The 25,774-nt window shown below is 48.5% G+C and carries 23 protein-coding genes; 19 read left to right on the top strand and 4 right to left on the bottom strand.

The genetic code is table 11. The features are described from left to right. The first annotated feature begins 66 nt into the window (after positions 1 to 66). From pseC to pfkA, 11 genes are all read left to right on the top strand, one after another. Positions 67 to 1,242 (top strand): UDP-4-amino-4,6-dideoxy-N-acetyl-beta-L-altrosamine transaminase, encoded by a 1,176-nt coding sequence (gene pseC, locus G8759_RS29020; protein ID WP_167216269.1) that lies wholly within the window; start codon positions 67 to 69, stop codon positions 1,240 to 1,242. Then, on the top strand, positions 1,239 to 1,934 hold the full coding sequence (gene pseF / locus G8759_RS29015) for a pseudaminic acid cytidylyltransferase (RefSeq protein ID WP_167216267.1): 696 nt from the start codon (positions 1,239 to 1,241) through the stop codon (positions 1,932 to 1,934). Before pseC ends, pseF begins: the two co-directional genes overlap by 4 nt. A 30-nt stretch (positions 1,935 to 1,964) precedes the next feature. Beyond that, positions 1,965 to 2,996, top strand: coding sequence for a UDP-2,4-diacetamido-2,4,6-trideoxy-beta-L-altropyranose hydrolase (pseG, locus tag G8759_RS29010; protein ID WP_167216265.1), 1,032 nt, complete (start codon positions 1,965 to 1,967; stop codon positions 2,994 to 2,996). 29 nt (positions 2,997 to 3,025) lie between these two features. Continuing rightward, positions 3,026 to 3,502 carry a GNAT family N-acetyltransferase gene (locus G8759_RS29005; RefSeq protein ID WP_167216263.1) on the top strand — a complete coding sequence of 159 codons (477 nt, stop codon included), beginning with the start codon at positions 3,026 to 3,028 and terminating at the stop codon, positions 3,500 to 3,502. 73 nt (positions 3,503 to 3,575) lie between these two features. Continuing rightward, positions 3,576 to 4,667: a pseudaminic acid synthase gene (gene pseI, locus G8759_RS29000; RefSeq protein ID WP_167216261.1), complete on the top strand. Its 1,092-nt coding sequence runs from the start codon at positions 3,576 to 3,578 to the stop codon at positions 4,665 to 4,667. A 46-nt stretch (positions 4,668 to 4,713) separates the two neighbouring features. Next, positions 4,714 to 6,213: a lipopolysaccharide biosynthesis protein gene (locus tag G8759_RS28995; RefSeq protein WP_167216260.1), complete on the top strand. Its 1,500-nt coding sequence runs from the start codon at positions 4,714 to 4,716 to the stop codon at positions 6,211 to 6,213. Positions 6,214 to 6,237: 24 nt separating this feature from the next. Continuing rightward, a complete protein-coding gene (locus G8759_RS28990) occupies positions 6,238 to 7,083 on the top strand; it encodes a class I SAM-dependent methyltransferase (RefSeq protein ID WP_167216258.1) in 846 nt (281 codons plus the stop codon). 6 nt (positions 7,084 to 7,089) lie between these two features. Beyond that, positions 7,090 to 7,896, top strand: a complete 807-nt coding sequence (locus G8759_RS28985) for an FkbM family methyltransferase (RefSeq protein WP_167216256.1) — start codon at positions 7,090 to 7,092, stop codon at positions 7,894 to 7,896. Next, positions 7,893 to 9,185 carry a glycosyltransferase family 4 protein gene (locus G8759_RS28980; RefSeq protein ID WP_167216254.1) on the top strand — a complete coding sequence of 431 codons (1,293 nt, stop codon included), beginning with the start codon at positions 7,893 to 7,895 and terminating at the stop codon, positions 9,183 to 9,185. Before G8759_RS28985 ends, G8759_RS28980 begins: the two co-directional genes overlap by 4 nt. Positions 9,186 to 9,265: 80 nt before the next feature. Then, entirely contained in the window at positions 9,266 to 10,030 is a 765-nt protein-coding gene (locus G8759_RS28975; RefSeq protein ID WP_167216252.1) for a glycosyltransferase family 2 protein, read from the top strand. A gap of 193 nt (positions 10,031 to 10,223) precedes the next feature. Further along, complete coding sequence (gene pfkA / locus G8759_RS28970; RefSeq protein ID WP_162386665.1) at positions 10,224 to 11,198, top strand: 6-phosphofructokinase; 975 nt, start codon at positions 10,224 to 10,226, stop codon at positions 11,196 to 11,198. A 132-nt stretch (positions 11,199 to 11,330) separates the two neighbouring features. Here pfkA and G8759_RS28965 read toward each other — a convergent pair whose 3' ends face one another. Then, positions 11,331 to 12,110 (bottom strand): YdcF family protein, encoded by a 780-nt coding sequence (locus tag G8759_RS28965; protein ID WP_167216250.1) that lies wholly within the window; start codon positions 12,108 to 12,110, stop codon positions 11,331 to 11,333. Between the two features lie 101 nt (positions 12,111 to 12,211). On the opposite strand from G8759_RS28965, the gene G8759_RS28960 reads away from it, so the two are divergent. After that, entirely contained in the window at positions 12,212 to 13,708 is a 1,497-nt protein-coding gene (locus tag G8759_RS28960; protein WP_167216248.1) for a thioredoxin-like domain-containing protein, read from the top strand. Positions 13,709 to 13,797: 89 nt separating this feature from the next. On the opposite strand, the gene G8759_RS28955 is transcribed toward G8759_RS28960, so the two are convergent. Both G8759_RS28955 and G8759_RS28950 read right to left on the bottom strand, forming a co-directional pair. Further along, the gene (locus tag G8759_RS28955; RefSeq protein WP_167216246.1) at positions 13,798 to 14,709 is read right to left on the bottom strand and encodes a DUF58 domain-containing protein; all 912 of its coding nucleotides are present in this window, start codon (positions 14,707 to 14,709) and stop codon (positions 13,798 to 13,800) included. 167 nt (positions 14,710 to 14,876) lie between these two features. Further along, on the bottom strand, positions 14,877 to 15,317 hold the full coding sequence (locus tag G8759_RS28950; RefSeq protein WP_167216244.1) for a septal ring lytic transglycosylase RlpA family protein: 441 nt from the start codon (positions 15,315 to 15,317) through the stop codon (positions 14,877 to 14,879). 271 nt (positions 15,318 to 15,588) lie between these two features. Here G8759_RS28950 and G8759_RS28945 point away from each other — a divergent pair, with 271 nt between their 5' ends. Further along, positions 15,589 to 15,909, top strand: coding sequence for a DUF3276 family protein (locus G8759_RS28945; protein WP_162386660.1), 321 nt, complete (start codon positions 15,589 to 15,591; stop codon positions 15,907 to 15,909). A gap of 223 nt (positions 15,910 to 16,132) precedes the next feature. Then, positions 16,133 to 17,233: a redox-regulated ATPase YchF gene (gene ychF, locus G8759_RS28940; RefSeq protein WP_167216242.1), complete on the top strand. Its 1,101-nt coding sequence runs from the start codon at positions 16,133 to 16,135 to the stop codon at positions 17,231 to 17,233. A gap of 42 nt (positions 17,234 to 17,275) precedes the next feature. Here the strand turns inward: ychF and G8759_RS28935 are convergent, their stop codons facing one another. Then, positions 17,276 to 18,574 (bottom strand): type IX secretion system plug protein, encoded by a 1,299-nt coding sequence (locus G8759_RS28935; protein ID WP_167216240.1) that lies wholly within the window; start codon positions 18,572 to 18,574, stop codon positions 17,276 to 17,278. Between the two features lie 147 nt (positions 18,575 to 18,721). On the opposite strand from G8759_RS28935, the gene G8759_RS28930 reads away from it, so the two are divergent. The 5 genes from G8759_RS28930 to G8759_RS28910 all read left to right on the top strand — a co-directional run bounded on the left by G8759_RS28930 (position 18,722) and on the right by G8759_RS28910 (position 25,586). Beyond that, positions 18,722 to 19,666 (top strand): bestrophin family protein, encoded by a 945-nt coding sequence (locus G8759_RS28930; RefSeq protein ID WP_167216238.1) that lies wholly within the window; start codon positions 18,722 to 18,724, stop codon positions 19,664 to 19,666. 262 nt (positions 19,667 to 19,928) lie between these two features. Continuing rightward, positions 19,929 to 20,330, top strand: coding sequence for a hypothetical protein (locus tag G8759_RS28925; protein WP_167216236.1), 402 nt, complete (start codon positions 19,929 to 19,931; stop codon positions 20,328 to 20,330). A gap of 129 nt (positions 20,331 to 20,459) precedes the next feature. After that, complete coding sequence (locus G8759_RS28920; RefSeq protein ID WP_167216234.1) at positions 20,460 to 23,564, top strand: SusC/RagA family TonB-linked outer membrane protein; 3,105 nt, start codon at positions 20,460 to 20,462, stop codon at positions 23,562 to 23,564. Between the two features lie 22 nt (positions 23,565 to 23,586). Then, the gene (locus G8759_RS28915; RefSeq protein WP_167216232.1) at positions 23,587 to 24,963 is read left to right on the top strand and encodes a SusD/RagB family nutrient-binding outer membrane lipoprotein; all 1,377 of its coding nucleotides are present in this window, start codon (positions 23,587 to 23,589) and stop codon (positions 24,961 to 24,963) included. A gap of 188 nt (positions 24,964 to 25,151) precedes the next feature. Then, entirely contained in the window at positions 25,152 to 25,586 is a 435-nt protein-coding gene (locus G8759_RS28910; RefSeq protein WP_167216230.1) for a nuclear transport factor 2 family protein, read from the top strand. Positions 25,587 to 25,774: the final 188 nt, after the last annotated feature.

Raw genomic sequence — 25,774 nt, 5'->3', positions numbered from 1 at the left:
AGGAGGTGGAATGAGGTTTTGCCAGGTAAGGCTCATAATCCATGCTTTATTATCCATTTATCCAGAATGAATCACCCCATTCCATACGGTCGACAGCATATTGCAGACGAGGATATCGCTGCCGTTGCCGACGTACTGCGCGGCCCTTTTCTGACGCAGGGGCCCCATATCGGCGCCTTCGAAACGGCTTTTGCCAGCTATATCGGCAGTCAGTATGCCGTTGCAATCGCCAATGGCACAGCCGCACTGCACCTCTGCTGCATGGCGCTTGGCGTCACTACGGAAACGCGGGTGATTACTACACCCATTACTTTTTCGGCATCGGCCAATTGTGTGCGTTACTGTGGTGGCGAGATCTATTTTGCAGATATTGATCCAAAAACGGCTCTGCTCGATATAAATGCGGTGCGGGCTGTGCTCGAACAGCATCCTAAAGGATACTTTTCTGGAATCATCCCGGTCGATTTTGCGGGTTATCCGGTCGATATGGCTGCTTTTCGTGACCTGGCTGATGATTATGGTTTATGGCTTCTGGAAGATGCCTGCCACGCACCAGGCGGGTCGTTTATGGATCAGCATGGAGTCATCCATCGTTGTGGCGACGGTTCGCTGGCCGATCTGGCCATTTTTAGTTTCCATCCAGTCAAGCACATTGCGGCTGGCGAAGGAGGCATGATAACAACCAATGACGAAGCCTTGTATAAGCACCTGCTCCGGCTCCGTACGCATGGCATTACCAACAAGCCAGCTGAATGGACAGAACCATACGTCGGCGAACCCGAGCGTGGTGGCTGGTATATGGAGTTGCAGGAGTTAGGCTACAATTACCGCCTTACCGATATGCAGGCGGCTTTGGGAACCAGCCAACTACAGCGTGTTGATGCCATGTTTGCTCGTCGGCAGGAAATAGCGAAACGATACGACGAAGCGTTTTCTAACACCAATGTTTCAATTATTATTCCACCCATTAGCGTAAGCCATGCGTATCACTTATACGTGATTCAGGCCGATGATCGAAAAGGGTTATACGATTTTCTGCGAACGAAAAATATTATAGCCCAGGTACATTACATACCGGTGCATCTGATGCCCTACTACCGGCAATTTGGCTGGAAACCGGGCGATTTTCCGAATGCAGAACGATACTACGCCCGTTGCTTAAGTCTCCCCATGTTCCCGACATTAACAACTGATGAGCAGGATTACGTTATTGCATCGGTGAAGGAATTTGTAGGCGCATGAGCAATATAGCCATCATTCCGGCGCGGGGCGGCAGTAAACGCATCCCCCGCAAAAACATCCGGCCTTTTCTGGGCAAACCTATCCTTGCTTATGTAATCGATGCTGCTCTGCAATCTGGTCTGTTCAGCGAGGTAATGGTGTCTACGGATGATGAAGAAATTGCCAGAATTGCCCGGACCTATGGCGCATCTGTACCGTTTATGCGTCAGGCGGAAACGGCAAATGACTTCGCAACCACTGCCGATGTGTTGCGTGAGGTGCTGAATCAATATGCACAGAAGGGATCAGCTTATGACTATGCGTGCTGTCTTTATCCTACTGCACCATTTATAACACCAACTCTGCTTCAGCGGGCGTTTTCAATCCTTACTGATAAGCAGTTCGATACCGTGTATCCGATTCAGCGATTTGGTTTTCCAATTCAGCGGGCGGTGTTGCTAAACGATGAAAAAGTACAATGGTTTCAACCAGAACATGCCCTTACCCGGTCGCAGGACCTGGAACCGGCCTACCACGATGCAGGTCAGTTTTACCTTTTCAACACAAAAACGTTTGAGCAGACTCTACGTCTGATCACTGACCATTCGGGCGGTATTATCGTCCCGGAGATGGAGGCTCATGATATCGACACGGAAGAAGACTGGCAGGTTGCCGAGTTCAAATTTAAACTACGGCTGATGCAGGATGTATAATGTATCCAGTCATTGCTTAGCAAACACCTGATGAAACGACTGCTATTTCGCGCCGACGGCAACGCACAAATTGGGCTGGGACACGTGATGCGTTGTCTGGCCCTGATCGAGATGCTAAAAGGCGAATTTCTGATACGATTCGCCATTGTCGAGCCAACCCCGGATGTTCGTTCATTGATCGGGAAAGCAGATGCCGAAGTTATCAGCTTACCCGAATCGTCGTCTCTTGAGTCATTTCTGAAAGTCATTGAATCGCAGGATATTGTCGTGCTGGACGGTTATTCGTTCGACGAAGCATTTCAGCAAACAGTGCGCTCGCGGGCGAAACGGCTCGTTTACATTGACGATCTGGCGATAGGGCATCAGGTAGCCGATGTTATCATTAATCATGCCGGTGGCATTGTGCCCAATGATTATGAGACTGAATCATATACCCGGTTTTTCCTGGGACCACACTACGCCCTTCTTCGGCCTGAATTTCTTCGGCCAGAAGGCTTTGGCGAAGCTCCCCTCGCCGGACCCATCTTCGTTAGTTTAGGTGGTGCCGATCCTCAGAATATATCGCTAACTGTACTGGAAGCCATTCGACAGGTAGATGCATCGCTACCTGTCCATATCGTTTTAGGGCCATTTCATCCCGACCGATCATCGATTGAGGCTTTCCGTACTCAATTGCCTGAGCTAACAATTCGACAAAACCTCAGCGCTGGTCAGATGACTCGGGAGCTGTATCAATGCAGTCTGGCCATTACAGCCTGTAGTACGATTTCCTATGAAGTCTGTGCCGTAAATCGGGCCTTGATTGCCGTCGTTACTGCCGACAATCAGGCGCGGCTGGCGCAATTTCTTTCGGAAGAGAAACTGGCCTTGTCGGTCAACTTTCCTACCTTGCTGACCCGGTTAACACCCGTTCTTGGTCTGGATCAACTGTTGAAGCTATCCATACAATCGTTTCAGTTCTCGCCCGACACCGTAACCGAGTCGCTGGCCAATCAGCGTCGCTTTTTCGATGGTCGCTCGCCCGAACGGTTTCGCGATTTGTTTCATCAGTTGACGCGTTAACAGGGCAAACCGTTTTCAGCATTACGCCTATGCTTACCTGCCGAAAAGCTAAACCTGCCGATGCCCGGCTTTATTTCGACTGGGCCAATGATCCCGAAACTCGTCGTCAGTCGTTCAATACTACGCCCATTACGCTGGAGACGCATACGACCTGGTTTTCACGCAAACTGGTCAGCCCTGACGCATTGCTCCTGGTTTTTGAGAATGAAAAGAGTCAGGCCGTTGGCCAGGTGCGATTCGAGCGAATTCCCATCGCCGATATGCCCGACGAGATTATTGTTGGGGTATCGGTCGATGTCCGATTCAGAGGTCAGGGATTTGCCAGCCAGATCATCAGTCAGGGGTGTCAAAGCTGTAAAAAGCAGTGGGGAGCCATAACCATTCACGCCTATATCCGACCTGATAATCAGGGCTCCATTCGTTCGTTTACCAAAGCAGGATTCAAATTCTCGCATGAAAGCGGTAAATTTGGCGTTCCAAGTTTCGTTTATAGTAAGACCGTATAAGCCCGAACCGCTATTCAATTACCTAAAAACGGACTTCGGGAGCTATTAAACGATTCATACGGTTTCAACAATTATGACAGCAAATCAACCGATTCAGGTTGCCCAATATACCATTAGCCCAATGCATCGGCCGTTTGTTATTGCTGAGATGTCGGGGAATCATAATCAATCGCTCGATCGGGCGCTCGAAATCGTTGACGCTGTGGCCGACTCTGGCGCTCATGCGCTCAAGCTACAAACCTACACTCCGGACACGATCACGTTCAACGGCGCTTCCGAAGAGTTTTACATTCGGGATACCAAGTCGCTTTGGGCCGATAAAAATTTGTATAAACTCTACGCCGAGGCCTATACGCCCTGGGAATGGCACAAACCGATTTTCGAACATGCCCAAAAAAGGGGCATGATTGCCTTTAGCTCACCATTCGATACAACCGCCGTTGACTTTTTAGAATCGCTCGATGTTCCCTTATATAAGATCGCGTCGTTTGAGAATACGGACCATATCCTGCTGAAAAAGATTGCCCAGACCGGAAAGCCGGTTATCATGAGTACGGGGGTTGCTTCGGTGGCAGACCTCGATGAGTCGGTAAAGGTATTACGCGCAAATGGTTGTAAAGACCTGATCCTGCTCAAGTGCACGAGCACTTACCCGGCTACGCCCGAAACGACAAACCTCGTCACGATTCCGCACATGCGCCAATTGTTTGATGTTCCGGTTGGTCTTTCGGATCACACCATGGGCATTGGCGCAGCGGTAGCAGCGGTGGCTCTAGGAGCGGTTGTGCTTGAAAAACACGTTACGCTACGGCGCGCCGATGGTGGTGTCGATTCTGCATTTTCGCTTGAACCCGACGAACTGAAAAATTTAGTCATCGAAACGGAGCGGGCATTTCTGGCAATGGGCCAGGTCAGCTATACCCTAACCCCTAAAGAGGAGAAAAGCCTGCAATTCAAGCGCTCACTCTATGTCGTGAAGGATGTAAAAGCGGGTGACTCGTTTACGCCCGAAAACGTGCGCAGTATCCGTCCCGCAAACGGTTTACACACGCGCTACTACAACGATGTTCTGGGCAGAACTGCCACGACCGACATTGCTGCCGGAACGGCTCTCCAGTGGAGTTTAATGAGTGAAAGTGTGAAAGAACAAGAGCACGTAGACTAATGCACGGGCCACTCATTCATACTTTTATGCTTTCAACATTCACTACGTGGGTATAATTAAACGACAGACCATTCAGAGTTCGATTTACTCCTATGCTGGGGTAGGGGTCGGCTTTCTGACACAGGGTCTATTTTTTCCGTATCTCTTCAGTAAAGAACAGGTAGGCTTACTGTCTTTGCTTGTCTCGGTGTCGCTCGTTCTGGCTCAGGCATCGAATCTGGGATTAAATAGTGCTGGTGGGCGATATTTTCCGTATTTCCGCAATATCGATCGGCAGCATAACGGCTATCTATTCATCGCGACCCTGACAACCATTCTTGGCTGCTGCCTCTGCGCACTGGTTTTATGGCTGGCCCGTCCGTGGGTAATTGAGCAATATCAGGCTCAGTCAGCGCTGTTTGTCGACTATTATTATCTGCTCATTCCACTGATGCTGTTTACGGTTTTTTTTGCCGTATTCGACAACTACGCCCGACTCCTGTATGACCCCGTTACAGGCACCCTGCTCCAGCAACTAGTACAGCGCGTGCTTATTTTGCTGGCAGGCATTCTCTACTGGTTCGGCTGGGTTACGTTTCCCCAGTTTCTGGGCGTTTGGCTACTGGCCTTTCTGGTACCTATGATATTGATGATTTACAGCGTAGCCCAGGATGAGTCGCTCTTCCTCAACCGCCGTTTCATCGCTGTTGGCCCCGAGCTGCGAAACAATCTGATTCGCTATTCAGCCCTTACTTTAACCACGGCATTATCAACCCAGATCATCTGGACCATCGATAAAGCCATGCTCAGTACCAGTAAAGGGCTCGACGATACGGGTGTATACAGTACGGCTTCCTACTTTGCCAGTGTGATCGCCTTACCCGCCACGGCACTCTACAAAGTATCGGGCACACTTATTGCCGAATCGTGGAAGGCCAACGATATGGACAATATTATGACCATCTACCGCAAAAGCTGCCTTAATCAACTCATTGCGGGCTGTCTTGTCTTTGTTGGTGTTGCGGTCAACTTGCCCACTGTTTTTGCCGTACTACCGGCCGGTTACGAAGCCGGTTATTACGTGATCTTATGGCTGGGTCTGAGCAAACTGATCGATATGGCGACCGGCGTTAATGGTGTAATTTTGGGCACATCACGGTATTATGCCTACGATTCTATCTTTTTCGTATTGCTGATTTTCGTTACTATACTGGCCAATAAACTGCTAATTCCACAATACGGTATGAATGGAGCGGCCGTTGGTGCGGTGCTGGCCACATTCTTGTATAATTTTGCCCGGACAGTGCTGGTGGGCATCAAATTTGGCCTTCAGCCATTTACCTGGCGTAACCCAGCCGTTATTGCACTAGCTGCCCTGGTCTGGTTTCTGGTTGAGCTGGTGCCACATACTACGGGCTCATGGTTGCTATTAGGCATCGATGTTGCAGTACGTTCGTCGGCCATAACCGCGCTGTTTCTGGCAGGCGTTTATGTGTTCAATCTATCACCCGATGCCAGCGAATTGATGAATTCCGTCTGGCAGCGCATCAAAAAATTAAACGCTTAACAAAGCATACCCTCCCGTTATACCATGCGGAAACTCCTTATCCAACTATTCGGACTCGATCTTCTGTATAAAGTTCGTAAATCGCCCGTCGTTAACTTTTTGCCCCGAATCAGACAGGCCAGCCGAAGTTATAATTACCGGTACGGACAAATTTTGCGCTGGGGCGTAACCTCACGAGAGGATACCAACTTCACCTACGAATTAACGGAGGATAACATTCTGTATCTGGCTCATACGGTGGCCGTGGTGGCCAATGTTAAACCAGAAACCGTGTTAACCTATATTCGGGAAGCCCAGACCGATGATGTGCTCCGTCAGTATATTCTGGAAAAAACCAAAACCTCGTCCTATCGTCGGGTGGCCGACCTGCGCGTCGAATTTGGCCGGCGGCTGGGTTGGTATGCACTCGTACGGATTCGCAAGCCCGGTGTCGTGATCGAAACGGGAGTCGACAAAGGATTAGGAGCGGTTTTGCTTTGCTCGGCACTACTTCGTAATCGCGCCGAAGGCAAACCGGGTCGTTACTATGGCACTGACATTGCGCCCAAAGCAGGTTATCTGCTCGATGGACAGTATCGGGAAGTTGGACAGGTGCTTTATGGGGACTCACTCACAAGCCTGAAAGCCTTCAGCGACCCAATTGATCTGTTCATCAACGACAGCGACCATTCGTCGCAGTACGAACACGATGAATACCGGGTTGTATTGCCAAAGCTGAGCCCGACCGGAATTCTTTTAAGCGACAATGCCCACGAAACGGGCGTACTGTCGCGGTTGTCGCTTGAGGTAGGGCGTAAGTTCGTTTATTATCAGGAGGTTCCAAAAGAACACTGGTATCCCGGAGCTGGCATTGGTTTTTCGTATTCCTAGGTATTTATGTGGCTTTTTCGCTATCTCTTCACGAACCTGTACCGAGCGATCCAGACGCCTAACGGACGCCATCTGTTGTGGCTATTTTTTCGGTATGCCGGTCGACCGCGTCACCAGAGCGGTATGATTCCGTTTCTGCATTACCGTTTTCAGGTGCCGGATGCACTTTCATTTGTGTGGCAGTTCAAAGAGATTTTTGCCGACGAATCGTACCGTTTTCAGACAGATTCGGCTGAACCAGTCATTCTGGATTGCGGGGCTAATATTGGCTCAAGCCTGGCTTATTTCCGGCAGAATTACCCCAAAGCCAGGATTATTGCTTTTGAAGCCGATCCCGACATTGGTGCTGTACTCAGCCAGAACTTAACGTCCAATCGGATCGAAGGCATTGAGGTTGTTAATAAGGCGGTTTGGGTCAATGATGAAGGGATCGATTTCGGGAGTGGCGAAGCCGATTCGGCCTCACTATTCTCAGAAACCAATCGTCGACGGGTGCCGTCGGTTCGTCTTCGGGACTACCTGCTGCGGGAACTCCGTGTCGATATGCTGAAAATTGATATTGAAGGAGCCGAGACCGATGTTCTGATGGATTGCCATGATGCATTGGCCCATGTTCGTAATCTGTTCATCGAATATCATGCCTACATCGGGCATCCACAAACCCTCGGGGCGGTTGTGCAGATTCTGGAAGAAAATGGATTCCGTTATTATATAGACAGCAACCAATCGCGCATTCGACCGTTCATCAATCACCGTTACCGCGGCAATGATGTGATGGATCTGCAACTAAATATTTTCGCTTATCGCCCGTGAGAGTTACGCACCTGAGCACCTACCATCTTTTTGGCGGAGCAGCCGTAGCTGCCAACCGGTTGCATCAGGCTTTGTTGAAAGCTGGGCAGTTCGGCGGATCAGTCGAAAGCACGCTACTGGTCGGCACTTCGAACCGTCAGGAAAAACACCGCCCGGCGCCGGGCGTTATGTATCTGGCCAATAATTTCCTGGCTGAACAAACTGCGTTCGGTCGATTTGTGGCCGAACGTTTGTATTTTCTTCCCTACGAACGCGACCACTCGGTTCGGTTTCAGTTCTCACCAGCCGCATTTGGGGCTACTCTGGACTTCCATCAGGCTATTCAGCAAGCGGATATTGTGCATCTGCACTGGATCAACTTTGGCTTTCTGTCCCTCGATGGCCTGCGTGCGCTGATCGATCTGGGTAAACCCATAGTCTGGACGCTTCATGATCAGTGGGCGTTTACGGGTGGGTGCCATTATTCGCGTGGCTGTGATCACTATCTGACGCACTGTCGGCAATGTCCTTATCTTAAAAAACCGGGCGAGCACGATCTGTCGTACAAAATCTTCGAGAAGAAAAACGCGGCTTTCGCTGATGCTAACATCCATTTTACGCCCCCAAGCCGGTGGTTATCAGATGAAGGTATCCGCAGTAAGCTGCTACGATCATTCCCGTTCACGATCATTCCCTACGCAATCGATCAGGAGATCTTTCAGCCTATTGATCGTTCGGTAGCCAATGCCCGGATTGAAATTCCAGATACAGACATACCCCGGCTCTTATTCGGCAGTGCAAACGTAACAGATTCACGCAAGGGATTCCGGTATTTCGCGGAAGCGCTAACCCTGCTTCATCAGCAGCAACCCGACCTGGAACTCGAAGTGCTGATCTTTGGGAAGGGCCGTTCCTATCTGTTCAATGAATTGCCGTTTACGGTACGACACCTCGGCATTCTGACGACTGAAGACGCTATTGTAGCGGCCTATAATGCAGCCGATGCGATGGTTGTACCCTCGCTGGAAGACAACCTACCTAATACCGTTATTGAGGCTTTGTCCTGCGGAACGCCAGTTGTTGGCTTTCGGACTGGGGGCATTCCCGAAATGATCGACCACCAGCAGAACGGCTATCTGGCAGATGTCGGGTCAGCACAACAGCTGGCCGATGGTATGGCTTTTGTTCTGACTCATCAGCACCCGGAAATGTTACGTCAGGCTGCCCGTCAGTCGGCAGAATTACGCTTTTCAGAGGACGTAGTCGCCAGACAGCATATAGAGTTATATAGCCAATTAATGAGTGAATGAGTGAAAGAGCGAATGAGTGTAAAAACGACAAATCTCATTCACTCTTTCACTCTTTCACTCACTCTTTCACTCATTAAAAAATGCCAACCGTTTCCATCATTACCATCACTTACAATGCCGAGCGGTTTCTGGAACGCACAATCCAGAGTATTGTGACGCAAGAGGCAACCGATTATGAATACATTGTGGTTGATGGAGCCTCAAAAGATGGAACTCTGCCCATTATTAAGCGTTATGAGCGTTCTATTACCCAATGGGTATCAGAACCCGACAAAGGGCTTTACGACGCCATGAACAAGGGTTTACACCGTGCTACCGGCGAGTATGTATGGTTCATGAATGCTGGCGATGAATTATATGATGCACAAACACTAGCTAACCTATTGGCACGGATTAGAATCAGTCAGGCAGATGTGTATTACAGCGACGCGCTCTTCGTCCGTGACAATGGTGGACAGCATTCGGGGGCAGCGGTTGGCCTCAGGAGTGAAGTTACACCGCATGCATTACCGAAAAAATTAACCTGGCAGGATATGAGCATGGGTATGAAGGTCTGCCATCAGGCCTTTGTAGCCCGGCGATCCATTGCGCCAGATTACCCGGCCAATAACCTTAGCGCCGACCTGGACTGGGAAATAAACTGTTTGAAAGCGGCCCAAAAAATAGAATTCCTGCCTTTTGTGTTATGTAAGTATTTGGTAGGTGGCTTATCGGTGCAACAACATCGGCAATCACTTCTTGATCGCTTTTCGGTGCTCGTGTCGCATTTCGGGTTATTTCCAACTCTTTTAAATCACGGCCGTATCGTATGGCGCTCTCTGGTTTATAGAGCCAGGCAGACCTGATAAGGGTTTCAGGGTTTTTAAAGGCTTCGGCTCATTTGCCCTCTATTCTATGGTTTTTATGAAAATTACAGGAATGAAAGGGGAAATTGTCAGAAGCATGCCTTTAGATTGTGAAATGCGGATAAATTTGCGGGGTTTATTACAAGAAAACCCTAAGTTCTTGTCCTTTTCCTGTAAAAAATAGACTTGATCAATGAAACGAATTGCTGTTTTTACCTCGGGTGGTGATGCGCCGGGTATGAACGCCTGTATCCGGGCCGTTGTCCGGGGAGCGGTCTATCACGGTCTCGAAGTATTTGGTATCCGCCGGGGGTACAGCGGGATGATAAATGGTGATATTTTTCAGATGTCCTCCCACTCGGTGAGCAACATTGTTCAACGAGGAGGTACCATCCTGAAATCGGCCCGTAGTAAAGAATTTATGACGCCCGAAGGCCGCACCAAGGCCCACGAGCAACTGCAAAAGTTTGGTATCGAAGGATTAGTCGCGATTGGTGGGAATGGTACATTTACCGGAGCCACCATTTTCTACGACGAATACGGTATTCCAACAGTTGGCGCCCCCGGCACCATCGACAATGACCTTTACGGAACAGACTATACGATCGGTTTCGATACGGCTGTGAATACAGCGCTGGAAGCTATTGATAAAATTCGCGATACGGCCGACTCGCACGACCGCATCTTTTTTATTGAAGTAATGGGCCGAGATTCGGGTTACATTGCTATTCAGTCGGGTATTGCGGGTGGTGCCGAGCTAGTGATGGTCCCAGAAGTACTGACGCCTATTTCGGAAGTTGTTGAAACGCTCAAATCGGGCTGGAGCCGCCAGAAATCATCATCCATCATCGTTATTGCTGAAGGTGAAGAGGAAGGAAACGCTACCGAAATTTCCGAGAAGATTCGTGCGCAGGTACAATCGGACATTGATATGCGCGTAACGACGTTGGGGCACATCCAGCGCGGGGGTGTTCCAACCGCCTATGACCGCATTCTGGCTAGTCGTCTGGGTCTTGGTGCCCTGGAGGGTTTAATGAACGGCGAAAAGAACGTTATGGCCGGTATTGTGAATAACGAACTGGTTTACACGCCCTTCCGCGACACGATCCGTTTGCCAAAGCCCATCAACGAAGACTTGCTTCGCATGGTGAAGATACTGAGTGTTTAAATAAGTCAGGACTTTCGTTGAGAAGTGTGCCACGGTTATTTTGGGCTCATAGTAACCGTGGCACGCTTCTTAACGAATGCTCTGCAAGTAATGATGCATGATGCGGGAATAACTGAGTTATGCATTATCCCATTAGATATAGCCGACTACCCAATACATAGAATACCCCACTAGTTCTTTCACTAAAAAGTAAGAATCAGAGAAGGCATCTTCATTGGGGAATAGCCATTCGCTAGGCATAAATGAACGTCGACCGCTCATAAAAGCGCCCGGAAAAGGCAGCACTGGAATGCCTTCTTTCCGAAAACAACCGACTGCCCGGCGCATATGAAAAGCGGATGTTATCAATACATATTGGCTTTTCGGAAATCGTTCGCGTAAAATTTTCGCCGAAAACAGAGCGTTCTCGTGCGTGTTTCTCGATTTGTTTTCTAGTACGATATCTGCTGAGCGAACGCCCGCCAACACAAGAAATTGAGCCGACAGCTGACCTTCATTACTAACGCTTTTCACCTGAAACGGTAAATCGCCCGAACCACCGCTGATCAGAATTTTCTGAACAGCCCCTTTCTTATACAAATACAATGCCTGCCCAAGCCGATCGGCCTCATGACTCAATAGAAATCGATGATCAGGGGTTTCTTTTGAAACGTTGATTATACCCCCTGTCAGCACAACAGCTACTTTTTGGGTTGAATCCAAAGGCACAGTTGCTGGCGAATATTCCCAGCACAATTCCAGTTCATTGATCAGGAAAGCATTACCGAAACAATAAAATACAACAAGCGTAACAACAATCATTCGACGGCGAACGACCGGCTTTTTCGTAACCAATGCCAGCACTAAGGCAGCCAGGAGCCAGCCCGCTGGCGTCAGCAGGTAATAAAGTGTTTTAGAAAAGAAATAAAACATAGACTATTGTTAGCGTGGCAGGCGTTTTGTAGAGGATAAATTCCTGAACTAAATCATGTAAATTTGTCTCTATTCAGCCGCGAAGATACACATCCGCTTGTATGAAAAATCTCCTACTTACCGCTCTGTTTGGCTTGTTTCTCACAACCTGTCTACAGGCGCAATCTACTAACCCTCCGGCTCAATCTGAGGGTTTCAAAATCACAGCCCATGTTCAGGGAATAAAGGATACAACCTGCGTACTGGCTCACTACTTCGGTGCTGGTCAGTATATTCCGAAAGATACTGCCCGCGTCGATGTCAACGGCAATATGGTTTTTGAAGGCAAGAAGCACCTTCCGGAAGGGCTATACATCGCCGTAACACCCAAAAATCGCTACATCGAATTGTTGATGACAAACGATCAGGAATTCTCGTTCGCGACTGATACGGCCAATGTCATCAAAAATATGAAAGTTACCGGCTCCAAAGAGAACGAACTGTTCTACACTTATCAGCAGGGGCTCGGAAGTTTTTATGATGAAGCAAAAGCGCTGGAAGTAGAGAAGAAACTCCGGAATGATGCCACTTCGGCCGCCATGGTAAACCAGAAAATGAGCGATTTGCAGAAAAAGGCGCAGATGTACCGCGAGCAGTTCTTTAAAGAAAATAACAACACGTTTGCCGTTAAACTGATAAAAGCATCGGCCGAACCCGACGTACCACCAGCTCCCAAACTGGCTAACGGTCGGCCCGACTCGGTATGGGTTTTTAATTATTTCAAAAGCCACTTCTGGGATGATTACGATTTTGCCGATGAGCGTTTTGTGCGTACGCCCATTCTACAGAAGAAAATTGACCGCTACCTTAAGGAACTGACTGTACAAACGCCCGATTCGCTCATCAAAGAAGCTGACCTGATGGTAGGAAAGGCAAGAGCAGGCAAGAGTAAGGAAGTACTATCATACACTGTCTGGTATATAACCAGTCAGTATGAACAACCCAAAGTAATGGGCACGGATGGTCTATTTGTCCACATGTTCGAGAAGTACTACGCTACGGGGATCATGCCCGTATCCGATTCGTCAACGATCAAGAACATTGGCGATCGCGTCAAGACGCTGAAACCGTTGTTAGTTGGTAAGATTCTTCCGGCACCGGTGGTCAGCGATACACTACGTCGGCCGGTCGCCTTCCAGAACATCAAGTCTGATTACACCGTCGTTTTCTTTTATGATCCGCATTGTGGCCATTGCCGTGAGAGCGCGCCGAAACTCCAGAAATTCGTTGATACCTATAAAGGCAAGGGCGTAGAAGTTGTCGCCATCGCCATTGATCAAAGCCCGGAAGAATGGAAGAAATTTATCCGCGAATTCAAACTGGGGAATGCCATCAACGGCTATGATTTTGCGTCACGCACGGACTATCGGCATCAATATGATGTCTGGACAACGCCGACAGTGTATGTGCTCGATAAAAATAAGAAGATCATTGCCCGCAAACTCCCTGTTGAGCAAATTGAAGACTTCGTGCTTTTCCACAAACGCCAGCATGCTGCCCAAGGTGCGCCAAAGCCTGCTGTTGCTCCAGCCAACGCAAAGGCAAGCGTAAAAAAATGATTGAGTGATTAATTGATAGAATGATTGAATAGCCTGGATTTACGTTATTCAATCATTCTATCAATTAATCACTCAATCTTCCCGCCGGGTTATTTCATTTTCGTTCGCTTCACCAGATAAGACGTCAGGATCTGATCAAATCCTTCGGCAATATCGGCCTCGATAAAATCGATTTTATACTGCCCACAACGCATTTTCAAATCCTGAAAATACGATTTTACGGCCTGCTGATAGGTTTCGCGAACCTGATTCGGCTGAAGCTTTACTTTCTCGCCTGTTTCGAGGTCAATAAATTCATAGGGACGTTCCTCGAAGGCAAACTCTTCTTCTGTTTTTTTGTCCGTAACGTGGAATAAAAGAACCTCATGGAGGTTATGCCGAAGGTGCTGTAAAGCAGCAAACAACGTATCGGCCTTATCGGCATTTTCAAACATATCACTAAAGATGACCACCAGCGACCGTTTGTTAATTTTTTCGGCAACCTGATGGATGACGTCAGCCGCCGATGTTTTGCGAAGGGGCTTAGGCTGTAACATCAATTGATCCAGTTGCGTAAACAGCTTATGAACGTGCGAAGGTGTCGATTTTACCGGCGTCTGCAAGTCAATCGTATCGGCAAAGGTAGTCAGGCTAACCGCATCCTTCTGTCGCTGAAGCATATACGCCAGGCAGGCAGCGGCCATGACACTGAATGTCATCTTACCATAATTCGACTCTGGGTAGTACATCGACGACGATGTATCGATCAGAAGGTGGCAGCGCAGATTCGTTTCTTCCTCGTAGCGTTTAACGAAAAGTTTTTCGGTTTTTCCGTAGACCTTCCAGTCGATGTGGCGAGTTGTTTCGCCGGTATTATAAAGCCGATGTTCGGCAAATTCGACCGAGAACCCATGGAAAGGCGATTTATGTAGACCGGTAATAAATCCTTCGACTAGCTGACGAGCCAGAAACTCGACGTTGCCAAACGAGCGGACCTGCCCCAGATTAAGCGTTTGTTTCATAATTGTTGTCGTTGATTAGCTAACGAAGCAATAAACTGCCAGCGTGTCTACAAGCTACAAATGATATGCCGGATAACAAAAAAACCGTTCAACGCCCGCGTCAGGAATTGCACGGATGAGCGTTGAACGGTTCGGCAGCAGAATGCGGACCTCAGGTCCGCACCGGATCACAACACAGGCTCCAGCAACGGCTGGAAAGCATCTGGTGTGTTGAAGGGTGATGAAGGCACTAAGGCAGCTAAAGCTTGTCCTTTGCCAACGACACGAAGCGATACATTGGCAACACCTTTAGAAACCATGCCCAGTGCCTGGGCAGCTGCGTGCGTGAGATCGATCACACGGCTTTTTGAAAATGGGCCCCGATCATTGATTCGTACAATTACCGAACGGTGGTTGTCGAGGTTAGTGACCTCGACTAACGTGTTTAATGGTAGTGAACGGTGGGCACCTTCGAGGGCTAACGCGCTAACGCGCTCACCATAAGCGGTCTTACGACCATTGAACTTCTTGGAATAAAAAGACGCTTTGCCTTTCTGTATGAGGCTCGGAAGAGCCTCAGCCGATTTTATATTGCTAAAAAACAACATAAGGGACATGATATAACTCATACAGCTTTTGGTTACGTGAAAAAATAAACGAAGGTCAATCAGTTGTAAATTCCGATCTCCTCCGTCCCCAAAAAGTGCAATTCCTATAAAACAAAGATAGCTCAAATGAACCTAACTACCAAGCATTTAGTCAAAAAACTGTAGAATGGACTCTACAACCTTACCGCTTTTCGGGGCAAAATGACCCCGAAATATATTTACGGCCATTATTTTTGTTCTGCCTTGATTGCCCGTATCTTTAGCCTTTACGATGTACTAAACCTCACTGATTGTGGACGAAAGAGAACGGGAAAAGATCTATTCCAAGCGGGTTCGGGCGGGTAAACGGACGTATTTTTTCGACGTCAAATCGACTCGTGCCAACGATTATTATTTGACCATTACCGAGAGCCGACGACACCCGCAGGGCGATGGATTTGTGTATGAAAAACATAAGATCTTTCTTTATAAAGAAGACTTCGATAAATTTATCGAAGCCCTTCAGGAAACAGTGGAACACGTTAAAAGCGAACTCATGCCCGATGTCGATTTTTCGCAGTTTGCACAACGCGATGAACAGGACGACTTCGCCAGCGAATTGAAGTGGGAATAAATGAATTTTTTATCGACAAACTTTCGTTTATGAATTAACTATACACGCTTACTTTTGACCAGTACCAGGCTCATTACCTGATTCATCAGCCTTGGCTCCGCGCCGAAGGCTTTTTTTGTTGTAATTTTGCAAAAACAATGAGTGAATTGTGAATGAGCGAATGAGTGAAGCCTATACGATAGGATAGTCACTTATTCATTCATTCACTCATTTTTAATTGACTATGGGACTTCAATGTGGTATCGTGGGTTTGCCAAATGTGGGTAAATCAACGCTTTTTAACGCGATTTCGAGTGGGAAGGCCGAAGCCGCCAATTACCCATTCTGTACAATAGAACCAAACGTTGGGGTTGTAACCGTACCCGATGAGCGTTTGGATACGCTCGAAGAACTGGTGAAGCCCCAAAAGGTGGTACCAACCATCATTGAGTTTGTCGACATTGCCGGATTGGTTAAAGGAGCCAGTCAGGGTGCCGGATTAGGCAATAAGTTCCTGGCAAACATTCGGGAGGTTGATGCCATCGTTCATGTTATCCGGTGTTTTGAAGACGACAACATCGTGCACGTGGAAGGTAAGGTTAACCCCATATCGGACAAGGAAATTATTGATGCTGAACTTCAGTTGAAGGATCTGGAATCGGTCGATAAGAAAATCCAGCGGATCGATAAAGCGGCTAGGGTAGGCGATGCCAAAGCAAAAGCCGAACTGGAGATTCTGAAACTGTATAAAACGGCCCTCGAATCGGGCAAAAGTGCCCGGACGGTGCAGGTTTCGCCCGAAGAGCGCGAAACAGCCATTAGCGACATCTCTCTGCTGACGGTGAAACCGGTGATTTATGTTGCCAATGTAGATGAAGGGTCGCTGCCCAACGGTAATGCGTATTCTGACGCGCTACGGGAAGCGGTTAAAGACGAAGGGGCTGAGGTCATTGTGATCAGCGCAGGAATCGAATCGCAGATCGCCGAAATGGAAGATCCCGAAGAACGCGAACTGTTCCTGGGCGAATATGGCTTGACGGAATCGGGTTTGAGTAAACTCATCAAAGCCTCTTATCACCTGCTTGGTCTGATTACGTACTTCACAGCGGGCGTTAAGGAGGTTCGTGCCTGGACGATCCATAAAGGCTGGAAGGCACCACAGGCCGCTGGTGTGATCCACTCCGACTTCGAGAGGAAATTTATACGGGCGCAGGTGATGAAACTCCCCGACTTCAAGCAGTTCAAGACCGAATCGGGTGTTCGCGAAGCGGGCAAGTTAGCCGTTGAAGGCAAAGAGTACATCGTTCAGGACGGCGATATTATGGAATTCCTCCATAGCGCTTAACTGGACAGATAGGGCGGATAGCCACAGCCGTCCGCCCTGCTTTTACTTTCGCTTGTTTACGCCTACTTTCTGATACGAAACCAGTTGATCGGCACGAGATGCGGGCGGACGGTGGTAGACAAATACTTCGTAGTCATTTTCGGTCGACGAAAAGCTCCCTTCAATGTAATTCTCATCGACCTTGGGCTGTCCGGTCGTTGTCTGCACAATGTAATCGTAGTTATATACGCCCTGCTTAAGCAGAATCGAAGCCCGATAAGCGCCCAGAACCGAATCAAACGACATACGATTTCGGTCATTTAACTCCCAGAAATTGAACGCGCCATTGACGTATACATTCACGCCCGGCGCTTCGGGTATGCGTAATGTAAAGACCGTCTCAATGTAGTCGGCACCTGTTTGTCCATTACCCGTTTCGCGGTGATCGATCACGAAAAAGCCATTGAAATCATCACTCTGGATGTAAGGGCCCCGGCTTCGTGGCTGATCGACTTGGACATACGCAACATTGTGGTCAGCATTCCGGTCGATTCGTTCGATATAATTGGCACGAGATAATACGGTTCGCGTATCGAAAAATCGAAATTCATTGCCTCCTGGCATTGTATTACTTAAATCGATCAGACGATACTCGATAACCTGGTCAAAAGCCTGCACATTGGTCGGGCGAAGGCCCCGAATAACCCGATCATCGCGGTAATTCTGGCGAATGACTACTTTAAAATCGTCCTGCGGAGAAATAACCTGATAGCCTTTGTAATTAATGGCCAGATCGATCTGCTGATCAGAAAACTGCCGGGATGGGTCCGTTGAAAATCGAACACTGGCCGCTATGGCTACCCGGTTTTGATAGGTGCAGAATCGACGCGTCAGAATCGTATTATTTCGATTCCGTTCATCATAGATCACCAGCAGATAATTGCCGGGCAGTTTCACTCGGGGGAGGGTGAAGCGATAGTGATAATACGGAATTTTAGTATTCAGCGATACCTGGTAATCGGTGATTGGATTGTCGTTATATTCGTAGGTAAACTCGATGTCATTCAGGACTGACTTTTGCCAGTCGGCATTACAGTGAACAAGGCGGGCACGAAATGACCGGTAATCAGCCGTCAGATCGTCAAATTCCAGTTGCAGGGCTATCTGTTCGTCAAGCGAAATAACGGGAGGATTTAAGGCCAGCGACGGATCGTTTGGGTTTGCACTAACCTGCGGAAACAGTAATACGGTCTGAACTTTAGGGTCATAAATCCGGTCGATTGCCTGGAGTTGTTGTGCGTGGAGAGCCGTAGTCGACATCCAGACAAACAGAATCGAAAGGACTCGTTGAAAAACAGTCATTTAATGAGTTTTTAATGGGACGAACTAGGAATATGAACGATACCATGCCGGAATGATTATGTAAAGATGTCAACCTTAGGCGAATTTAAACGTTGATATTTTTGTCAAAACCTCGTAAGATTGAGGTTTACTCAACCAAACCACTGTATGGTCAACTATAACCCCAAGGATTGGTTCCGGTTCATTATCACCTTCAACCGGGCCGACACTGTGCGTAAACTCCTGCCCGTTTTGATCGGGGTAGGTGTTTACTCGTTCATTATTGTCCATATTCTTGAACTATTCGATTTAAGCGAAAACCCTCACCTTAAGAACCTCTCGCTCATGCACACGTTGCTGAGCTTTGTGATATCGATGCTGCTTGTCTTTCGCACCAATACGGCCTACGACCGCTGGTGGGAGGGGCGGAAATTATGGGGAGGGCTTGTAAATAACAGCCGAAATATGGCGCTCAAGATGGACCAGCTACTCGATACGGACCAGGTCGAAGCGCGTGAGTTTTTCCGGGCAATGATTCCAAACTTTGCTTTTGCGTTAAAAAATCACCTGCGTCAACACGCCATCGAGAAAGAATTTACCGAAACCAGGTCATTCAGTATCAGTAATCTGCATTTGAGCGAACACGTACCTCAGCAACTCGCGCTATCAATTTTTGGAAAGCTTCATGAGCTACAACGACAAGGTGTTTTGCTACCTGAACACCTGATCATCCTCAATCCGGAAATACAGTCTCTGATGGATACGTGCGGAGCCTGCGAACGGATCAAAAACACCCCGATTCCGTTTTCCTACAGTTCATTTATCAAGAAGTTTATTTTTACGTATTGCCTCACCTTACCACTGGGTTATGTGTCAAACCTGCACTACCTGGTTGTTCCACTGGTCGTATTTGTCTTTTATGTACTGGCCAGCCTTGAAATCATTGCCGAAGAAATTGAAAATCCGTTCGGTACCGATGATAATGATCTGCCACTCGACACAATCTGCAAGAACATCCACAAAACGGTAACCCAGTCTTTTGACCATACGGCACTGCTGGCCCAGACCGCTCAAATCAGCGAGAAGCAAAAGGGATTTTCGTATGAAAAATAGTAGCCGGACGGCATAGTAGTTCAATAGATTCAGTACGCTCCGAAGCCATACACTGGCAGGTTACCGCCTGCTGTTTATTTTCCATTGCCTACAGTAAGAGTTCGGATGGTTATTGCGCCATTCATACCGTTTTTTTACCAATCATGGATCGGTACAACCTTTTAGCTAAATAACACAACAATCGGTAGTACACGTTAGTCTTTAGGCCATCGGGCGGGGTAACTCGACTGAAAAATCATCTACAAACGTCAACACTACTGCCATGAGGACATTTACTATTTCCTTATTAGTTGCTTTGGTCGTTAGTTTTTCAGCATTTGCTTCACCAATTCCACAGGCAAAGCAACGCACTCGTCCGACAGAATTGGCGCATTACAAAGTGGGCGCCTATGTGTCGATGGATCAAACAAAGTTGCGCGTTAATGTAGACAAACAGTTGGGCGGGCAGGTCAGTGTGCAGCTCAATGACCTCAAAGGTAATTTACTGTTTGAGCGACTTATGAACCAAACGGATACAACGATGCGGCTCAATATCGATCTGACCGAATTAGCCGATGGTGATTACCAGCTAAAAGTGTCCAATGGTCTCGAAATTATTGTTCGGGACTTAACGATTTCTACCCCAAAAACGATTCCGGCGGTCCGTACTCTAACGCCATTGTAGCCTCCTCTACCAGCCCGTTAACGGGTTTAACAAGCTTTAATTCTACCGTTCATACACTTTCCGCTGCTATCCAGTGGTCTCTATCCACATATAGTATTGTAACTATTATTCTAAAACAACAACTTACCCATGAAAAAACTTTTCTTATTACTCGTGCTGCTTGGCTCGACAGGCTTTGCATATGCACAGGAACGAAGCGTGACGGGGAAAATCACCACAGCGGAAGATGGGAAGGCTCTGCCCGGTGCCAACATCCAGATAAAAGGAACGACTCGGGGGACGAACTCGGATGCCGATGGAAACTACCGTATCAACGTATCTGACGATGCGACGCTTATTTTCAGTTTCATCGGCGTCGAATCGCAGGAAATAGCGGTCGGTTCACAATCAACGATCAATGTATCCCTGAAAGCCGATACCAAACAACTACAGGAAGTAGTCGTAACAGCCCTTGGCGCGCAACGCGAAAAACGAACATTAGGCTACTCGGTTTCCAATCTACAGGGCGATGCCCTTACCCGATCGGGCGAAGCCAATGTAATTCAGGGGCTTGCGGCTAAAACCGCTGGCGTTCTGGTTACCAGTTCGGCCGGTACTCCGGGTGCATCCAGTAAGATTGTACTGCGGGGCCCCTCAACGTTTACGGGTGAACAACAGCCGTTGATTGTTGTCGACGGAGTTCCAATCAATAACGAAACGGTCACTTCGTCGCCACCGGATTATCCATTTAACGCCAATTTGCAGGGCGTCAATAACTCGAACCGGGCGCTGGATCTCAATCCGGACGATATTGCCTCTGTTACGATCCTGAAAGGGCCAGCAGCTTCAGCACTTTACGGGGCAAGAGCCGGAAACGGGGCCATTATTTACACAACCAAAAAAGGACGCAATCAACGCGGTATCGGTGTAACGGTCAGCTATCGTCTGGAGCTTTCTCAGGTTAATAAACTACCCAAACTGCAATCGGATTATGCTCAGGGATCGGGCGGAGTGTACCAAACAGCCGACGCCGGTCCCGACCAGCGCCTGGGTACCGACGACGACGTGGCCGCCGGTACGCCTAATAGCTGGGGGCCGAAAATTTCGGGCGACCCTACCTTGCAGGCCTATGACAATCCGGGGAATTTCTTCAAGACGGCCGTGTCGCACACAACAAACGTTGCGCTGGCCGGTGGCAACGACAGGGCTAATTTCCGCATTTCATTCGGTAACCTGATTCAGAACGGTATTGTGCCGAATACGGACTACAAACGGAACACGATCCGGTTAACGGCGGACGCCAACATGACTGATAATCTGAAGATTGGCGGCACCGTTAGCTACATTAAATCGGGTGGCATCAAAGCGCAGAATGGTAGCAATGTTGCCGGGGTAATGCTAAGCCTGATGCGGGCACCTGCCTCTTATGACCTGCGGAATTATCAGTACGGCAATGGCTATAACCGCAACTATTATGCGTTTTATGACAATCCGTTCTATAGCGTTTACAACAATCCATTTACGGACGATATTAACCGGGTTCTGGGCAACGTTTACCTGAATTACCATCGCTCATCGCATCTGGATCTGACCTATAAAATCGGGGTCGATGCCTATTCGGATGCCCGGCGGCAGGTCTATTCGATCAGCTCCAATGGTGATGACAATCAGCAAACGTATGGCCAGGTAAACTACGATAATATCACCAGCCGCGATGTGTATGCCGATTTACTGCTCCGGGGCGAACACCGATTCAGTGAAAAATTTGGGGTTAATTATACAGTTGGCCATAACATCACGTCATTTAATTTTACCGATAACTTCTCCCGCGGTCGTAACCTCTCGATTCCCGACTTCTACAACCTGGGAAACGCGGCTGAGTTGTACGCATCCAATACGGGCACCCGCCGATTGACAACGGCTGTTTTTGGCCAGGCCGATTTCGACTACGCCAATCAGTTGTACCTCTCCCTAACGGGCCGAAACGAATGGTCATCAACATTTGACAGGACGCAGAAAAATAATTTCTTCTATCCCTCGGCTTCGCTATCGTGGGTATTTACGGAGTCGGTGCTGAAAAATACGCCCGTATCGTTCGGTAAACTACGATTGGCTTATGCCGAATCCGGTATTCCTCCGGTTCCCTATCGGACCCGAACTTACTTCGGGAAACCGTCTTTTACGGATGGCTTCACCAATGGGCTGATTTTTCCGTATGGAGGAGTGAACGGGTTTGCTTATTACAACCAGATTGTCGGTACGCCTAACCTTCGGCCAGAACGCGTTAAGGGACTTGAAGCCGGTTTGAACGTCAAATTTCTCCAGAACAAAATTGATCTGGACGTAACGGTTTATAGTCAGACAACGGTCGATATTCTGCTGCAACGTCCAACGGCTCCGGCATCGGGTTTCACCGCCAGTTACACCAACTCAGGCCAATTGCGTAACCGGGGAGTTGAGGTTATGTTAGGCATCAATGCCATCAAAACACCATCTTTTACCTGGGATGTAAACCTGAACTGGTCCATGAACCGTAGTAAAGTACTCAGGCTAACGGAAGGCGTAACCGAGCTAAGTCTGGAGTCGGCCTTTAACGGTATCGGTGGCTATGCCATTGTTGGCCAACCACTGGGCGTGCTGTACGGAACGAAGTGGGAACGCAACGACCAGGGGCAGCTGATCATCGGAACAAATGGTTTGCCAACCTTGCAGGGAGCCCAGCAAAACATCGGCAACCCATATCCGCAATGGCTTGGCAACCTTCGTAATACGTTCACGTTCAAGGGTATTACATTAACGGCATTGCTTGACGTTCGCCGGGGTGGGTCGATCTGGAATGGAACCTATGCCCGTCTGCAACGGATCGGTCGGACGCAGGAATCTGCCGACCGCGAACATACATATGTCATTCCGGGCGTAATGGCCGACGGAACGGCGAATACAAAAGCCATTTCGGCACTTGACTATTTCGGTCGGTATCTGGGTGATAACGGTGGGGCTGCCGAGCAGTTCGTGGAAAACGTCAACTGGTTCCGTCTACGCGAAGTTGGGCTGAGCTATCGGATCAAGCCGAAAAAATACGTCGATTACGTAGACATATCCTTGACGGGCCGAAATCTATACCTCAACACCAACTACAAAGGCGTCGATCCGGAAACGAGCCTGACCGGTGCAGGATCAAACCTGCAAGGGTTCGATTATTTCAATAACCCTGGCACACGTTCCTACATCTTCGGCATCAACTTCGGCTTCTAATCACCCTAAAGACAGACAAAACATGAAAAAGATATTTCTTGGGGTTCTGGTGTTGATCGTGGCTACCAGCTCCTGCACAAACCAGTTTGATGAGTACGGCGTTAATCCAAACTCGCCGGAAACCGCATCCGCAGCGTTGCTGTTATCGGGCGCTGAAGTGTCGACATTTGCAACCTATGGGGGGCAGCTCGGTCGCATTAGCAGCGTATTGGCCCAGCAGGCAGCCGGAAACCAGTTCCAGTACCAGACCTTTGGGCAGTATGTCATCACCGAGGCAGACATAACCAATGAATGGGCAACGATTTATAATGGCACACTCATTAATACCAGAACCCTGCTCGATAAATATGGTACCGGGAATCCGTATTATTCGGGTATGACGAAGGTACTGATGGCTTTGAGTTTCGGTGTTGCAACGGATTTCTGGGGAGATGTTCCATTTAATGAAGCGGCTACAGGTTTGCAGGGAAATTTCCAGCCCAAATATGATAAGCAGGAAGATGTCATTAAAGGCATTCAGACCCTACTGGATGGGGCCATTACGGACCTGAGTCAACCTCAAACGGCGAACCAGTTTCTGCCCGGTACGGATGACATCATCTTCAAAGGGGATGTAAAAGCCTGGATCAATGCTGCTTACATTATCAAAGCCCGGTATGCCAATCGGCTGAGCCAGCTTGATCCAACGGGTAGCGCCACGCAGGTAATGGCATCGCTGAGCAAAGTATCGGCTGATCAACCCGATATGAATGCCGTCTTTTACGACATTGCCGGTAGCTTCAACCAATGGTACGATTTTCTGTCGAACCGCGCGGGTTACATCAAAATGGGTAAGTTTTTTGTCGATTATTTGAAAACGAATGCCGATCCGCGATTACCCTATCTGGTGGCCAAAGATGAAAACAATGGCTATTCGGGGCTGGCCCCCGAAGAATCGGACAACACGGCGGCCTCTGATCCGGGACCGGCGATCGCATCGGCAGATTCACCTACACCCATCGCGACCTACGCCGAAGCGAAATTCATGGAAGCCGAAGCGCAACTGCGATTAGGAAAAGCGGCCGAAGCAGCAGTGGCTTATAACACAGCCGTTACAGCATCGGTCAAGCGGATCACAGGATCAGATATTTCGGCCGATTTTAAGCAAAAAGCAGCCAGTGAAACGGCCAGTACGATCTCCCTGCAAAAAATTATCAACCAGAAGTATGTGGCCTTATTCACATCGCCGGAAGGCTACAACGACTGGCGCCGAACGGGATTTCCGCAACTGAAAGCGAATCAGGATTCGCAGAAAAAAGCAATTCCTGTGCGGTTACCAACATCGCAGGATGAACGCAATTACAATTTGAATGCAACGGTTGTCGATGATATTTATCAGCCTGTCTGGTGGGATAAATAGCGTCAATTTGGCCACTGGTTCGTTTCGGTTGGGTAGGAGGGAGCGTTAAAGGATAACGTATCCACTATCCAACCGGGACGAACCAATAGCGGTCAACGTAAGTAAACAATAAAGGCGAACGGACTTTTAGCGCTGAAACCTTCCGATTTCCAATCCGTCGGGGTTCATACATTTAAAACGCAAGAAAGATGTACGCTAAAAAATTGTTGTTTTTGCTCGTTGCTCTGTGCACGATGATCTCCGTTGAAAGCATCGCCCAAAATCAGGATCAGGCAGTGGCTCAGGCCGTTGAAAAGCTTCGCAAGCTGATGATCGATCCTGATAAAGCAGGTTTGGACGCTATTGCCGCAACCCAGCTTAGCTATGGGCACTCGAATGGAAAAATTGAAGATAAGGCTGCCTTTATGGAAGCGCTCATCAGCGGTGCATCTGATTTTAAAACAATTGATCTGGCCGATCAGACAATTTCGGTTACGGAGAATACCGCTCTGGTACGTCATAAACTGTCTGGCGAAACCAATAACCAGGGACAGGCCGGACAAGTTAAGCTGGCCGTGCTGTTGGTATGGGTCAAACAGAAAGGCGATTGGAAATTACTGGCCCGGCAAGCTGTAAAAATTTAGTAACTACGATCAGATAGTTCAAGGCAACCTTGAAGGCTCATGATGAGTCTGTTCATGCTATTCAGGCGTCGGTATTTCAACCCATTAGCTGCCTGACATACCAATGTCCCCGGTCTTTCCAAAAGGGAGGCAGGGGACATTGGTATATTATAAGCGCGTAATTTGCCTAATTTATAGGTTCACACGAA

Source organism: Spirosoma aureum (assembly GCF_011604685.1).
Taxonomy (GTDB): Bacteria; Bacteroidota; Bacteroidia; order Cytophagales; family Spirosomataceae; genus Spirosoma; species Spirosoma aureum.
Note: the sequence above shows the minus strand (reverse complement) of the source record. Positions and strands in the feature narration are given on the sequence as shown.

What these genes read in the sequence shown, in the direction of transcription:
- pseC (WP_167216269.1), top strand. Translation starts at nt 67, where the DNA reads ATGAATCACCCCATTCCATACGGTCGACAGCATATTGCAGACGAGGAT.
- pseF (WP_167216267.1), top strand. Translation starts at nt 1,239, where the DNA reads ATGAGCAATATAGCCATCATTCCGGCGCGGGGCGGCAGTAAACGCATC.
- pseG (WP_167216265.1), top strand. Translation starts at nt 1,965, where the DNA reads ATGAAACGACTGCTATTTCGCGCCGACGGCAACGCACAAATTGGGCTG.
- G8759_RS29005 (WP_167216263.1), top strand. Translation starts at nt 3,026, where the DNA reads ATGCTTACCTGCCGAAAAGCTAAACCTGCCGATGCCCGGCTTTATTTC.
- pseI (WP_167216261.1), top strand. Translation starts at nt 3,576, where the DNA reads ATGACAGCAAATCAACCGATTCAGGTTGCCCAATATACCATTAGCCCA.
- G8759_RS28990 (WP_167216258.1), top strand. Translation starts at nt 6,238, where the DNA reads ATGCGGAAACTCCTTATCCAACTATTCGGACTCGATCTTCTGTATAAA.
- G8759_RS28985 (WP_167216256.1), top strand. Translation starts at nt 7,090, where the DNA reads ATGTGGCTTTTTCGCTATCTCTTCACGAACCTGTACCGAGCGATCCAG.
- G8759_RS28975 (WP_167216252.1), top strand. Translation starts at nt 9,266, where the DNA reads ATGCCAACCGTTTCCATCATTACCATCACTTACAATGCCGAGCGGTTT.
- pfkA (WP_162386665.1), top strand. Translation starts at nt 10,224, where the DNA reads ATGAAACGAATTGCTGTTTTTACCTCGGGTGGTGATGCGCCGGGTATG.
- G8759_RS28965 (WP_167216250.1), bottom strand. Translation starts at nt 12,110, where the DNA reads ATGTTTTATTTCTTTTCTAAAACACTTTATTACCTGCTGACGCCAGCG.
- G8759_RS28960 (WP_167216248.1), top strand. Translation starts at nt 12,212, where the DNA reads ATGAAAAATCTCCTACTTACCGCTCTGTTTGGCTTGTTTCTCACAACC.
- G8759_RS28955 (WP_167216246.1), bottom strand. Translation starts at nt 14,709, where the DNA reads ATGAAACAAACGCTTAATCTGGGGCAGGTCCGCTCGTTTGGCAACGTC.
- G8759_RS28950 (WP_167216244.1), bottom strand. Translation starts at nt 15,317, where the DNA reads ATGAGTTATATCATGTCCCTTATGTTGTTTTTTAGCAATATAAAATCG.
- ychF (WP_167216242.1), top strand. Translation starts at nt 16,133, where the DNA reads ATGGGACTTCAATGTGGTATCGTGGGTTTGCCAAATGTGGGTAAATCA.
- G8759_RS28935 (WP_167216240.1), bottom strand. Translation starts at nt 18,574, where the DNA reads ATGACTGTTTTTCAACGAGTCCTTTCGATTCTGTTTGTCTGGATGTCG.
- G8759_RS28930 (WP_167216238.1), top strand. Translation starts at nt 18,722, where the DNA reads ATGGTCAACTATAACCCCAAGGATTGGTTCCGGTTCATTATCACCTTC.
- G8759_RS28925 (WP_167216236.1), top strand. Translation starts at nt 19,929, where the DNA reads ATGAGGACATTTACTATTTCCTTATTAGTTGCTTTGGTCGTTAGTTTT.
- G8759_RS28920 (WP_167216234.1), top strand. Translation starts at nt 20,460, where the DNA reads ATGAAAAAACTTTTCTTATTACTCGTGCTGCTTGGCTCGACAGGCTTT.
- G8759_RS28915 (WP_167216232.1), top strand. Translation starts at nt 23,587, where the DNA reads ATGAAAAAGATATTTCTTGGGGTTCTGGTGTTGATCGTGGCTACCAGC.
- G8759_RS28910 (WP_167216230.1), top strand. Translation starts at nt 25,152, where the DNA reads ATGTACGCTAAAAAATTGTTGTTTTTGCTCGTTGCTCTGTGCACGATG.